Below are 13,458 nucleotides of genomic sequence, written 5' to 3'. Positions count from 1 at the left end.
CTTTTTACTACTTATTTAACACTTCCAAAATCTTTAAATGGATATAGCTTTATTTGCATTTTTCCTATAATATCATCCTTATCTATATACGGATAATCCCAAACAGTTGAATCTTTTGAATTGTTTCTATTATCTCCAAGAAAGAAAAATTTATCTTTAGGAACTTCAAAATCTCCTGTATAATCATCTTTATATTCCACATAAGGTTCATCAATTAACTCTCCATTCCTATAAACATCACCATTCTTTATAGAAATTTTATCTCCGCCAACACCAATTACTCTTTTAACCACTGGATCTTCCTCATCTTCTCTTGAGAAAACAATTATATCTCCATCTCTTATCTTATCAGTATTGTATACTCTAGTAACTAAGACTCTATCATTCTTATTTAGTGTAGGCATCATAGAGCCAGAACTTATTACTGAACAAAATAATAGATATTTAGTTATAAAAAAACATATTATAATAGCTACAATAATTGGCATAATCCAATCTTTAAAAAAATTACTTTTCTCTTTTACCTTATCGCTCATAATCACTAATCTCCTTTTCAATATTTTACCACTTACTAAATAAAATAAAAAGGTATGATGTGATTTTTACCATCATACCTTTTTTCCTATAAAGCAGATTTAATTATTTTATCAATATTTTCTGCTCTACACTTAATTGTAAATATAATATCTTCATCAACTCTAAGTTTAGTTTCATTCTCATTAACTTTAATTTGATCTAATGTTAAAGAATTTGTAGATATCTCTTTATATCTAGCTGAAGCTACATCTACATTAAACTTTTTATTCTTAGCACCTGTCAATTTAACTAGGCTTCCAGAATTCTCGTCAGAACTTACTCTTATCTCTAAAATATTTATGTTCTTTCCATGGCATCCTCCACCTATGCAAGGTAACACTTCCATCTTAGCTGATCCCATTATAGTCATCCATCCGCCACTTAGCTCTTTTTTTATCATAACTGATAAATTATATTTATCTTCTATCTTTTTTAATGCTTTACCTAATTCATATATTGTTAATTCATATTTCATTATTAACACCTTCCTTGTAGTAACTTTTATTTAATTATATTATACATTCCTATTTTATATTTTAAAGGTTTATTTAAACACTATTTTTGTAAACATTTACTTTAGCTTTATGCATTGTTTTTTATTATTTATGCACTTAAAATGAATATTTTTAATATCTTCTTGAATAAATATTGCATAATAGTATATATAAGTGTATAATTATAAACACTTAGTAAAATATAGAAATTATTATAAATTAAGGGGGCTATTATTTATGAAAAAAACATTTAACAAGGTTGTACTAGCTTATTCAGGAGGACTAGACACTTCAATAATTATTCCATGGTTGAAAGAAACATATGGATGTGAAGTTATAGCAGTTGTAGGAAATGTGGGGCAAAAATCAGAATTGGAAGGTTTAGAAGAAAAAGCACTTAAAACAGGTGCTTCAAAAATATATATAGAAGACTTAACAGAGGAATTCGTAAATGATTATATATTTCCAACAATAAAGGCTGGGGCAGTTTATGAAGGAAAATATCTACTTGGTACTTCTTTTGCAAGACCTCTAATAGGTAAAAGACTAGTTGAAATAGCAAAAGCTGAGGGGGCAGATGCTATATGTCATGGTTGTACTGGAAAGGGTAATGACCAAGTTAGATTCGAACTTGCTGTTAAAGCCTTTGCACCAGAAATGCCAATAATAGCTCCTTGGAGAATATGGAATATAAAATCTAGAGAAGAAGAAATTGAATATGCTCTAAAAAGAGAAATTCCTATAAAAATCACTTATGAAACTAACTATAGTAAAGATATGAACTTATGGCATTTAAGCCATGAGGGGCTTGATCTTGAAGATCCAGCTAATGAACCTAATTATGAAAAAATTCTTGAATTATCTAAAACACTTGAACAAGCGCCTGATGTTCCAACTTATATAACTCTTACATTTGAAAAAGGCGTTGCAGTTGCATTAAATGGGAAAAAAGTTAGTGGTGTTAAATTAATTGAAGAATTAAATAAAATTGGTGGAGAAAATGCTATTGGTATCACTGATATGGTAGAAAACAGACTTGTTGGTATGAAATCAAGAGGTGTTTATGAAACTCCTGGTGGATCTATTTTATATAAAGCCCATAAGGATTTAGAAGAATTATGTTTAGATAAAGAAACTTCTCATTATAAAGAACAAATTGCTTTAAAGTTTGCAGATATAGTATATAACGGACAATGGTTTACTCCACTAAGAGAAGCACTTTCTGCTTTTGTAGATAAAACTCAAGAAACAGTAACTGGTGAAGTAAAACTTAAACTATATAAAGGTAATATTGTTAATGCAGGTATGACATCTCCTTATTCATTATATAGCGAAGAATATGCAACATTTGGTGAAGATGCAGTTTATAATCAAAAAGATTCTGCTGGATTTATTAATTTATTTGGTCTTCCAATTACAGTACAAGCTAAAATGGCTGCAAAAATTAAAAGTGAGGAAAAATAAATGAAACTTTGGGGTGGAAGGTTCAAAAAAGGAACTGATACTTTAGTAAATGATTTTAATTCTTCAATAAATGTTGACTCTAGATTGTACAAAGAAGATATAGAAGGAAGCCTTGCTCACGTAAAAATGCTAGGAAAACAAGGAATCATACCAAATAAATCAAGTAAAAAAATTGAAGATGGATTAAATGAAATATTAAAAAGACTAGATAACGGAGTTATTGAAGTTGATCCTACTTCTGAAGATATCCACAGTTTTGTTGAAGGAACTCTCACCTATTATATAGGGGCTTGTGGAAAAATGCTTCACACTGGCAGAAGTAGAAATGATCAAGTAACCCTAGATTTAAGATTATATTTAAAGAAAGCTTTAGATAATATAGTATCTTGTATTATTGAACTTGAAGAAGTTATTCATAAAAAAGCTTCAGAAAATATAGAAACCATAATGCCAGGATATACTCATATGCAAAAAGCTCAGCCAATAACTCTTGCTCATCACCTACTAGCTTATGGCGAAATGTTAAGGCGTGATATTGGTAGGCTTCAAGATACTTATAAAAGAACTGATCAAATGCCATTAGGTTCCGGTGCATTAGCTACATCTACCTATCCAATAGATAGAGAATTTGTAGCTAAGGAACTTGAATTTTCAGATGTAACATGGAACAGCTTAGATTCTGTGTCAGACAGAGATTATGTAATAGAAACTTTATCTGCTCTTTCAATTATAATGATGCACCTTTCAAGATTTTCTGAAGAAATAATTCTTTGGTGCACAAATGAGTTTAATTTTATAGAGCTTGATGATGGCTACTCTACTGGTAGTTCAATTATGCCACAAAAGAAAAATCCAGATGTTGCCGAATTAGTTCGTGGTAAGACTGGAAGAGTTTATGGGGACTTAATTACATTATTAACAGTAATGAAAGGTATTCCTCTTGCATACAACAAAGATATGCAGGAGGATAAAGAAGCCTTATTTGATGCTTTAGATACAGTTACTCTTTCTCTTAAAACTTTTACTGGAATGTTAGATACTATGAAGATTAAAAAGGAAGTAATGAGAAAAGGTGCTGCAGGCGGATTCACAAATGCAACAGATGTTGCTGATTACCTTGTAAAGCATGGAATAGCTTTTAGAAATGCTCATGAAATAGTGGGTGAAATAGTAATTTACTGTATAAATAAAAACAAAGCAATTGATGAACTATCATTAAATGAACTAAAAAGCTTCTCTCCTATCTTTGAAGAGGACATATATAATTCCATTGATTTGCTAACTTGTGTGGAAGAAAGACAAGTGATTGGGGGACCTTCTACTAAGTCAGTAAAAATTCAATTAGACAGACTAGCTAAGTTCATCAAAGAAATAAAAGGGGGACTTTAAAATGATAAAGGTAGGAATAATAGGTGCTACAGGGTATGTAGGTGCAGAACTTATGAGGATTTTGTTAAATCATAAGAAAATTGAAATTTCAGCTATTAGCTCAGTTTCTTTTGAAGGACAAGAATTTGAGTCCATATACAAAAACTTTTTCAATCACACTTCATTAGTATGTAGTTCAATGGATGAAGTTATAGCTAAAGCTGATGTGATTTTCACTGCTTTACCTCATGGTCTTAGTGAGGATATTGCAGCTAACTGTATCGACAGTAATAAAATTTGTATAGATCTTGGGGCAGATTTTAGACTTTCTAATGAAGAAGATTACAAGTTCTGGTATGAAAGAAGTTTTTCACATCCAGAATTACATAAAAAAAGTGTATATGGATTACCTGAATTAAATAAGGAAAAAATTAAAGACTCAAAGCTTATAGCTAATCCTGGCTGCTATCCTACTTCAATAGAATTAGGACTTATGCCTCTCCTATTGAATTCACTTATTGAAACCAAAGGAATAATATGTGATTCTAAATCAGGAGCTACAGGGGCTGGCCGTGGATTAACAATATCTAGCCACTTCCCAGAATTAAATGAGAACTTTGCTCCATACAAAGTTGGTGCACATAGGCATACCCCTGAAATAGAAGAAACCCTAGGGGTTATGGCTAAGGAAAAGGTTTCTGTAACCTTTACTCCTCACCTACTTCCTATTAATAGGGGCATAATATCAACAATTTATTGCACTCCAAAAGGAAATGTTAATCTAGAAGAAATTCATAAACTATATGAAAGTTTCTTCTTAGATAAACCTTTTGTAAATATACTTCCTCTTGGAGAAATAGCTTGTACTAAAAATGTACGTTTCTCTAATTACTGTAATATATCACTTCATTTAAATCATCGTAAAGATCAACTAATTGTGGTAAGTGCTATTGATAATATGGTTAAAGGTGCTGCAGGACAAGCTATACAAAATATGAATATAATTTTAGGCTTTGATGAAACAGAAGGCTTAAACTTCATTTCACCAGCCTTTTAAAAATTTATGATTGGGGGCTATTATAATGAATTTTAAAATAATAAATGGCAGTGTTACCGCTCCAAAAGGTTTTTTAGCTGCTGGTATACATTGTGGAATAAAGAAAAATTCTTTAAAAAAAGATTTAGCATTAATCTACTCAGAAGTTCCTAGTATCGGTGCTGGTGTATATACTAAAAACAAGGTAAAAGGAGCGCCAATATATATCACAAAGGAGCATCTTTCTAACAAAAAAGCTAGAGCTATAATTTGCAATAGTGGTAATGCCAACACCTGCAATGGACAAGATGGTTTATTAAAAGCTAAAAAGATGGCTCAACTGCAAGCAAAAGCATTAAATATTAAAACTGATGAAGTATTAGTAGCTTCTACTGGAGTTATTGGTGTTCCATTAAATATTGATGCAATAAAGGGTGGAATTCCACTAATTACAAAAAAATTATCTATAGAAGGATATGAAGATGCAACTGAAGCAATAATGACAACAGACACTTCTCAAAAACAAATTGCATTAGAGCTTGAAATAGGCTCTAAAACTGTAAGAATTGGAGCTACTTGTAAAGGTTCTGGAATGATTGAACCAAATATGGGCACTATGCTTTCATTTATTACAACTGATGTTTCAATATCACCAGAATTATTAGATGAAGCCTTAAAGTCTAGTGTAAATATAAGTTATAACAGAGTAAGTGTTGATGGAGATACAAGCACTAATGACATGGTATTAATACTAGCAAATGGATTAGCTGAAAATCCAACAATCTCTGAAAAGGGTGAGGATTATTATAAATTTATTGAAGCACTTAACTACTTAAATGTAGTATTAGCAAAAAAAATTGCAAAGGATGGCGAGGGTGCCACGAAACTTATAGAATGTAAAGTAACTGGTGCTACCTCTGAATCTAATGCTGTAAAGTTAGCTAAAAGTGTTATTAAATCAAGTCTTGTAAAAACTGCTTTATTTGGATCAGATGCCAACTGGGGTAGAATTTTATGTGCCCTAGGATATTCTGATGTTGATTTTGATCCATATAAGGTAGATGTTTATTTTACAAGTTCATCTGACTCAATTAAGGTATGTGGACAGGGATCCTCCATTGAGTTTGATGAAAATAAAGCCAAAGACATCTTATTACAAGATGAAATACTGATTGAAGTAAATCTTAATATAGGAGATATAGCTGCTTCTGCTTATGGATGTGATTTAACTTATGACTATGTAAAAATAAATGGAGATTACAGAAGCTAATTATTAGGAGGAATAAAAAATGGATCTTAATGAACGTGCTGAAATATTGGTTCAATCACTACCTTACATCCAACACTATAATGGAAAAATAATTGTAGTTAAATATGGTGGCAATGCAATGATTAGCGACGAACTAAGAGAAACAGTAATTAATGATATTGTTCTAATGAAATGTATAGGCTTTAAGCCTATAGTTGTACATGGTGGTGGTCCTTATATTTCATCATTTCTAGATAAACTAGGAGAAAAAAGCGAATTCATTAATGGATTACGTTATACAGATAAAAAAACTATGGAAGTAGTTCAAATGGTATTAGGTGGTAAGGTAAATAAAGACCTTGTTACTCTTATTGAAAAAGCTGGTGGAAAATCAATAGGGCTATGTGGTCTTGATGGTTCTCTACTAAAGGCTAAAAAACTAGAAAGTGAAGTTGATTTAGGTTATGTAGGAGAAGTAACTTCAGTAAATACAGAAGCTATTACGATGGCTCTTGATGCTGGTTACATTCCAGTTATAGGCAGCATGGCTATTGGTGAAGATGGTAATGACTTATATAACATTAACGCTGATACATGTGCTGCAAAAATTGCATCAGCCTTAAAGGCAGAAAAACTAATCTTATTAACTGATGTTGCTGGAGTTCTTAAGGATCCTAAAGACCCAACTTCCCTACTTTCCGTTTTAAGATTACACGAAATACCAAAACTTACTCTTCAAGGAGTTATAAAGGGAGGTATGATACCAAAAATTCAATGTTGTGTTGAATCTGTTCGTATGGGTGTAGAAAGAGCACATATAATTGATGGCAGAGTCCCTCATTCATTACTCCTTGAACTTTTCTCTAACGATGGTATAGGAACTATGATTTATTAGGAGGTATAAATATGGAACATTCTCTTATGAATACCTACTCTCCCCTATCTCCAGTTTTGGAAAAAGGAGAAGGTGTTTATCTTTACGATACAAATGGAAAAAAGTATTTAGATTTAACTAGTGGAATTGGTGTAAATTCTCTAGGCTATAATAACTCTAAATGGACAAGTGCTATAGAAAAACAAATTCATAATTTACAACACTGTTCAAATATTTTCTTAAATCCTACTACTATAGAACTTAGTAATAAGCTTACAAAACTTGCTTCTATGTCAAAAGTATTCTTTGCTAATTCAGGAGCAGAAGCTAATGAGGGAGCTATAAAACTTGCAAGAAAATATAGTTTTGACAAATATGGCGAGGGAAGAAATAAAATATTAACCTTAAAGCAATCTTTTCATGGAAGGACTATAACTACATTAAAAGCAACTGGTCAAGAAAAATTTCATAAGTACTTCTTCCCTTTCCCAGAAGGCTTTGATTATGTAGAAGCTAATAATATAGAAGATTTCAAATCAAAATTATCTAATGATGTATGTGCAATTATTATGGAATCAATTCAAGGTGAAGGTGGAGTTCACCCTCTTACTAAAGAATTTGTTCAAACTGTAACATCATTATGTGAGGAAAAAGATGTATTAGTAATATTTGATGAAGTACAATGTGGCATTGCTAGAACTGGAAAGTTATTTGGATATAATCATTTTGATGTTAATCCAGATATAGTAACCCTTGCTAAAGGGCTTGGTGCTGGGCTACCTATAGGTGCAATATTGTGTAACAAAAAAACTTCATCAGTATTTAATCCTGGAGACCATGGTTCAACCTTTGGAGGAAATCCAGTTTCTTGTGCTGGTGCAATTGTTGTTCTTGATGAAATATGTAATAGCAAGACATATGCATCTGTTGAAAAAAAAGGAGAATTAGTTAAAACACTATTAAATAATTCTTCATCATCTAAGATTAAAGAAATAAGGGGCAAAGGTTTAATCTTAGGAATAGAAATTGAAGGAAGTTCTTCTGAGGTTCAAAAGAAAGCTGTTGAAAAAGGATTGCTAGTTCTTACAGCTGGACCTAATGTTATCAGATTACTTCCTCCACTTATAATTAGTGAAGATGAACTAAGTGATGGAATTAATACTTTAATTAGCTGCCTATAAATTTATTCAACGGGGATTTAGTCCCCGTTATTTATTAAAAAGGGGGATTTCTATGAAAAAGCATCTATTAAAAATGGACGATCTATCAAAAGAAGAGATTTTGGATATATTAAACCTTGCAGATCAATTAAAATATGAATTTAAACATGCCATTCCACATGAACACTTAAAAGGAAAAAGCTTAGGTATGATTTTTGAAAAAAGTTCAACAAGAACAAGAGTATCCTTTGAAGCCGGTATGTATCAGCTTGGAGGTAATGCTTTGTTTTTAAGCAGCAGAGATTTACAAATTGGCCGTGGAGAACCAATTAAAGATACTGCTAGAGTTATATCCAGGTTTCTTCAAGGAATCATGATTAGGACTTTCTCTCAGGAAGAAGTAGAAACTTTAGCAAAGTATTCTTCTATTCCTATAATAAATGGTTTAACGGACTCTGAACATCCTTGTCAAGTGCTTGCTGACTTAATGACAATCAGAGAATATAAAAATACTCTTGAAGGATTAAATGTAGCTTATATAGGTGATGGAAATAACATGGCAAATTCTTTAATAGTAGGATGCCTAAAAACTGGTATGAATTTTTCTTTAGCTTCCCCTAAAGAATACATGCCTGATGAAAATTATCTACTTAGAGGAAAAGAGTTATCTAAACTAGAATGTACAAAGTTTACTATAACTCACTCTCCTTCTGAAGCTATAAAAAATGCTGATGTTGTAATTACTGATGTTTGGGCAAGTATGGGACATGAAACTGAAGCTAAAAATAGAATTAAAGCATTTAAAGATTACCAAGTTAATAGCGAACTTATGGATTTAGCAAAACCTAATGCTATTGTTTTACACTGCTTACCAGCTCATAGAGAAGAAGAAATTACTGAGGAGGTATTAGAAGCTCATGCTTCAGAAATATTTGATGAATCTGAAAATAGAATGCATGCACAAAAAGCAGTGCTTGTTAAATTAATGAAAAATTAATACTATACCTTCTAAATTTACACTTATAACATAAATTTTTAAGATAAATTGTTTCCTTTTTGACAAATAAAAGTTATAATAACCCTTAGTAGGGTAAAATATATTTGTATATTTATTACTCAAAATTCAAAAAAATTTACAAAATATTTGGAGGTCACATTATGTTAGTTTCAGCTAAAGAAATGTTAAATAAGGCTAGAGACGGTAAATATGCTGTTGGTCAATTTAACATCAATAACTTAGAATGGACAAAAGCTATTCTATTAACTGCACAAGAAAACAACTCACCTGTAATCTTAGGTGTTTCTGAAGGTGCTGGTAAATATATGGGTGGATACGATGCAATCGTTGGTATGGTTAACGGTTTAATCAAAGGTTTAAACATAACTGTTCCTGTTGCATTACACTTAGACCACGGTAGCTTTGAAGGTGCTTATAAGTGCATCGAAGCTGGATTCTCTTCAGTAATGTTCGATGGTTCTCACTATGCAATTGAAGAAAACATAGAAAAGTCTACTAAATTAATAGCAGACGCTAATGCTAAGGGAATTTCTGTAGAATGTGAAGTTGGATCAATTGGTGGAGAAGAAGACGGTGTTGTAGGTGCTGGTGAAATCGCTGACCCTGCAGAATGTAAGCAAATAGCTGATTTAGGAACTACTATGTTAGCTGCTGGTATTGGTAACATCCACGGAAAGTATCCTGCAAACTGGGCTGGGTTAGATTTTAATGCTCTAGCTAAAATTAAGGAAGCTGTTGGAGATATGCCATTAGTTCTTCACGGTGGTACTGGTATCCCTGAAGATATGATAAAGAAAGCTATATCATTAGGAGTTGCTAAGATCAACGTTAACACTGAATGTCAATTAGCTTTCGCAGAAGCTACAAGAAAATATATCGAAGCTGGTAAGGACTTAGAAGGTAAGGGATTTGACCCAAGAAAACTTCTTGCACCAGGATTCGAAGCTATAAAGGCTACTGTTAAAGAAAAGATGGAACTTTTCGGTTCAGTAAACCAAGCTTAATATTTCAAGAAACTCAAAGTATTCCTTTGAGTTTCTTTTTATTTCCATATGAATAATAATTCACAAACGTTGACCTATGAATATTCATTTCGTATAATCATAATTATAATGAAGATTAGGAGGAATACTTATGAAAATATTTAAACGAAACGATTCTATAACTAGAAACCAATTAGAAGCATATATAGGTAGTAATGCTTACTCACCTTTTTATAGCAAAACACTAGACAGGTTTATAGATAATCCTTCATCATTAAATTGGAATTGGCCATGCTTTTTCCTTAACATGTATTGGCTAATGTTTAGAAAATCTATCATTCCTGCCCTAGCTATTTTTATTGCCAACTTAGCATTGATTTTAATTATTCCTATTCCATTCAGTGGTATATTATCAACTGCTCTATTGCTTTTCTTAGGCTTTTTTGGCACGAATATATATTTACTTAATGCAGAAAGAGAAATCTCTAAAATTAAGGCTAATAATCCATCAAAATCAGAGCATGAAATATTAGACCTAATTTCAAAAGCTGGGGGAAGCGATATAAAATATGCTATCATATTCTACCTATTACAATTCTGCTTATATGAATTTATGCTTAAATAAAAAATTAAAGGGAAAGTATCATTAATTTTGATACTTTCCCTTATTATTATTCTGGTAATACCTTTGCTTCAAGCTTATTTTGTCTTCCAAACTTATAATAGTATGATGATATCATTAATATTCCTTTTATTATAGAGGATATTGTTATACTCCACCAAACTCCATTAACTCCTAGTCCCAAAGTAGATGCTAAAAATATAGCCATAGGTATTCTAATGCCAGAAAATACTATACTAACAAATGATGGCAAAATAGTTTCGCCTAATCCTCTAAATGCACCTGCAGTAGTTATTTCTATACACATAAATATTTGAGAATAACCAAGTATTCTTAAATATTCTATCCCACCTACAATTGCCTCTTCTTCTGGTATAAATAAACTAAATACAGCTCTACAAAAGCCTATTAATATTATAGATGCTATAAGTCCAACAAATACAGAAACTCCTAATGTTGATTTAAATCCCTTTTTTATTCTTTCAGGCTTTTTTGCGCCATAATTTTGTCCAATAAATGTTGTAAGAGCAGTTGCAAATCCACCAGCAGTCATCCAAGATATAGCTTCTATCTGAGAACCGACTTTTTGAACTGCTATAGCTGTTGCTCCCCACTGTGCAATTATTCTACCAATAATCATAGAAAAAATTGTGAATAATCCATTTTCTAAGCAAGCTGGCATCCCAAGTTTAGTTATATTTAACATTACCTTTTTATCTAAATACTTAATTGCTTTTCTTCCTGTTACATAATGATTTTTTATATAAGCTAGTATAAATATTAATGTTACTACAACTTGTGCACACACTGTTGCTAATGCCGCCCCTACAACTCCTAATGGAGGAATAAATCCTACACCAAATATTAATACTGGATCAAATACCATGTTAAATATTAATCCTATAGTATTGATAATAAATGGTGTTTTACTATTACCTGATGCAGTAAATATACTTGTGAAAATAGGATTAATAAAAGTAAATACAGTACCTAGAATAACTATTATTAAATACTCATGAGCCATTCTAATTACTTCACTATCCCCTAAATTAAAGAAGTTAACAAGGGATGTTCTAAACATTAAAATTATTAATGTATATATAATTGCAAGAGCTATATTAATAAATATACTATTTGCTATGTATTTGTCTCTTTCTACGTTATCCCTCTTACCTATGGCCTGAGATACTCCAACTTCGACACCTACTTTTGATATGTAAACTAGTGCCATACCAAGCCATGGAAAAAATCCTGCTGTACCTACTGCTGCAACTGCCGAACTTCCTACTCTACCTATCCAAATCATATCTGTCATGTTATATGCCATTTGAATAAATGACGTTCCCAAAATAGGTAAAGATAACTTAATTAATGGTTCTAATATTTTTCCTGATACTAAATCAACTTGTTTCTTCATGATGCCTCCTCAGTATTTATAACTTTTCTATTTTTATCTTCTCTTCTCAAAATAAACAATGCAAATATAATTGCTAATATTCCTGATAATATCTTTACAAAATATATAGTATCATATATTCCTTTTCTACACTTGCTACATAACCTAACTGTCCACCAAGAACATAAGCCCCTGACACTGAAAATGCAGAACATATAACTCTTCCCTTTTCATCTAACTTATGAAAATTATCAAAAACAATTATTGCAGATGCAAATGAACCAATAAAAGCAGAAAGTGTATTACTATTTACACCAAATATTCTCTCCAGCTTATTAAATTGCTTACCAAATATTTTTTAATAAATTTAAGCATTACATATGCTCCACCAAGAAAAATAGATATTTTTCCTACTATGCAAAGAGTATCTTGTAATGGCATTATATTTTCTACTATTTTTATTCCTATTATTGAATATATTCCTTGTATTACTAATCCTAATACGCTTATACATACTATAACTTTGCCAATAAAATTAAATATAAATATACATAACTTTGGCTTAAAAATAATTCCTATAGAAAGAATTACGGATAAAAGTATTATAGGAAAAAGATTTATAAATAAGCTTCTTAAATCTATTTTCAATGCTAGTCCACCTATAAACAATCCAATAGGTACTGTTATTATTCCACATAAAAATCCTTTTGTAAGAGAATCCATATACTTTTCTTTCACTAGCCCTAATGCTAAAGGTAATGTAAAACTTAAAGTGCACCCTAAAATTGATGCCATTAATATACCTGAAAAAATAACAAATTCACTTGAATTTGCAATATTAGAAGCAATATTATACCCTCCCATATCAATAGCAATAAAGCTTGAAGAAAATATAGATGGGTCTATATTAAAGTTCTTTGCAATTGGACCTACAACTATTTCTATTATAGATGATAGTAATGGTGTTATTGATAGTATTCCAACCATAGATATAGCTAGAGGTCCCATAGTTTTTATACCACTCTCAAATTCTTCTCCAATAGAAAACTTATTTCCTAGCACATAATCTATAGCTCCCAATATAAAAAATAAAGTTATAATATAAAGCACTATACTTTCCATCCTTTTCTCCCACTATACAAAATCTTAAATATTTTAACCTTATTAGTATATAATATCTATAAAAGAATAAAAAGCCCTTAAAAAGGGCTTTTTGTA

General features: G+C 31.1%; 12 protein-coding genes and 1 pseudogene. 9 read left to right on the top strand and 4 right to left on the bottom strand.

Annotated elements, in window-relative coordinates; all coding sequences use genetic code 11:
* Positions 1-11 precede the first annotated feature (11 nt).
* Both lepB and DR024_RS06245 read right to left on the bottom strand, forming a co-directional pair.
* On the bottom strand, positions 12-536 hold the full coding sequence (lepB, locus tag DR024_RS06250) for a signal peptidase I (protein WP_034867264.1): 525 nt from the start codon (positions 534-536) through the stop codon (positions 12-14).
* 86 nt (positions 537-622) lie between these two features.
* On the bottom strand, positions 623-1,051 hold the full coding sequence (locus DR024_RS06245) for a UDP-N-acetylglucosamine pyrophosphorylase (protein WP_111918342.1): 429 nt from the start codon (positions 1,049-1,051) through the stop codon (positions 623-625).
* Positions 1,052-1,307: 256 nt separating this feature from the next.
* Here DR024_RS06245 and DR024_RS06240 point away from each other — a divergent pair, with 256 nt between their 5' ends.
* The 9 genes from DR024_RS06240 to DR024_RS06200 all read left to right on the top strand — a co-directional run bounded on the left by DR024_RS06240 (position 1,308) and on the right by DR024_RS06200 (position 10,847).
* Positions 1,308-2,534: an argininosuccinate synthase gene (locus DR024_RS06240; protein WP_027099790.1), complete on the top strand. Its 1,227-nt coding sequence runs from the start codon at positions 1,308-1,310 to the stop codon at positions 2,532-2,534.
* On the top strand, positions 2,535-3,923 hold the full coding sequence (gene argH / locus DR024_RS06235; protein WP_099328638.1) for an argininosuccinate lyase: 1,389 nt from the start codon (positions 2,535-2,537) through the stop codon (positions 3,921-3,923). It abuts the gene before it with no gap.
* Between the two features lies 1 nt (position 3,924).
* Positions 3,925-4,959, top strand: coding sequence for an N-acetyl-gamma-glutamyl-phosphate reductase (argC, locus tag DR024_RS06230; RefSeq protein ID WP_055184024.1), 1,035 nt, complete (start codon positions 3,925-3,927; stop codon positions 4,957-4,959).
* 25 nt (positions 4,960-4,984) lie between these two features.
* Entirely contained in the window at positions 4,985-6,208 is a 1,224-nt protein-coding gene (argJ, locus tag DR024_RS06225) for a bifunctional ornithine acetyltransferase/N-acetylglutamate synthase (protein WP_111918340.1), read from the top strand.
* Between the two features lie 19 nt (positions 6,209-6,227).
* Positions 6,228-7,082, top strand: a complete 855-nt coding sequence (gene argB, locus DR024_RS06220; protein WP_027099794.1) for an acetylglutamate kinase — start codon at positions 6,228-6,230, stop codon at positions 7,080-7,082.
* A gap of 11 nt (positions 7,083-7,093) precedes the next feature.
* Positions 7,094-8,242, top strand: a complete 1,149-nt coding sequence (locus DR024_RS06215; protein WP_034867266.1) for an aspartate aminotransferase family protein — start codon at positions 7,094-7,096, stop codon at positions 8,240-8,242.
* Between the two features lie 52 nt (positions 8,243-8,294).
* On the top strand, positions 8,295-9,218 hold the full coding sequence (gene argF, locus DR024_RS06210; RefSeq protein WP_027099796.1) for an ornithine carbamoyltransferase: 924 nt from the start codon (positions 8,295-8,297) through the stop codon (positions 9,216-9,218).
* A 161-nt stretch (positions 9,219-9,379) separates the two neighbouring features.
* The gene (gene fba / locus DR024_RS06205; RefSeq protein ID WP_027099797.1) at positions 9,380-10,243 is read left to right on the top strand and encodes a class II fructose-1,6-bisphosphate aldolase; all 864 of its coding nucleotides are present in this window, start codon (positions 9,380-9,382) and stop codon (positions 10,241-10,243) included.
* 130 nt (positions 10,244-10,373) lie between these two features.
* Positions 10,374-10,847, top strand: coding sequence for a DUF2628 domain-containing protein (locus tag DR024_RS06200; RefSeq protein WP_055184026.1), 474 nt, complete (start codon positions 10,374-10,376; stop codon positions 10,845-10,847).
* 46 nt (positions 10,848-10,893) lie between these two features.
* Here DR024_RS06200 and DR024_RS06195 read toward each other — a convergent pair whose 3' ends face one another.
* A complete protein-coding gene (locus DR024_RS06195) occupies positions 10,894-12,261 on the bottom strand; it encodes an MATE family efflux transporter (RefSeq protein ID WP_111918338.1) in 1,368 nt (455 codons plus the stop codon).
* Positions 12,262-12,355: 94 nt separating this feature from the next.
* A pseudogene (gene eutH, locus DR024_RS06190) lies at positions 12,356-13,362 on the bottom strand (ethanolamine utilization protein EutH).
* Positions 13,363-13,458: the final 96 nt, after the last annotated feature.

It is taken from the genome of Clostridium paraputrificum (assembly GCF_900447045.1).
Classification (GTDB): Bacteria; Bacillota; Clostridia; order Clostridiales; family Clostridiaceae; genus Clostridium; species Clostridium paraputrificum.
Note: the sequence above shows the minus strand (reverse complement) of the source record. Positions and strands in the feature narration are given on the sequence as shown.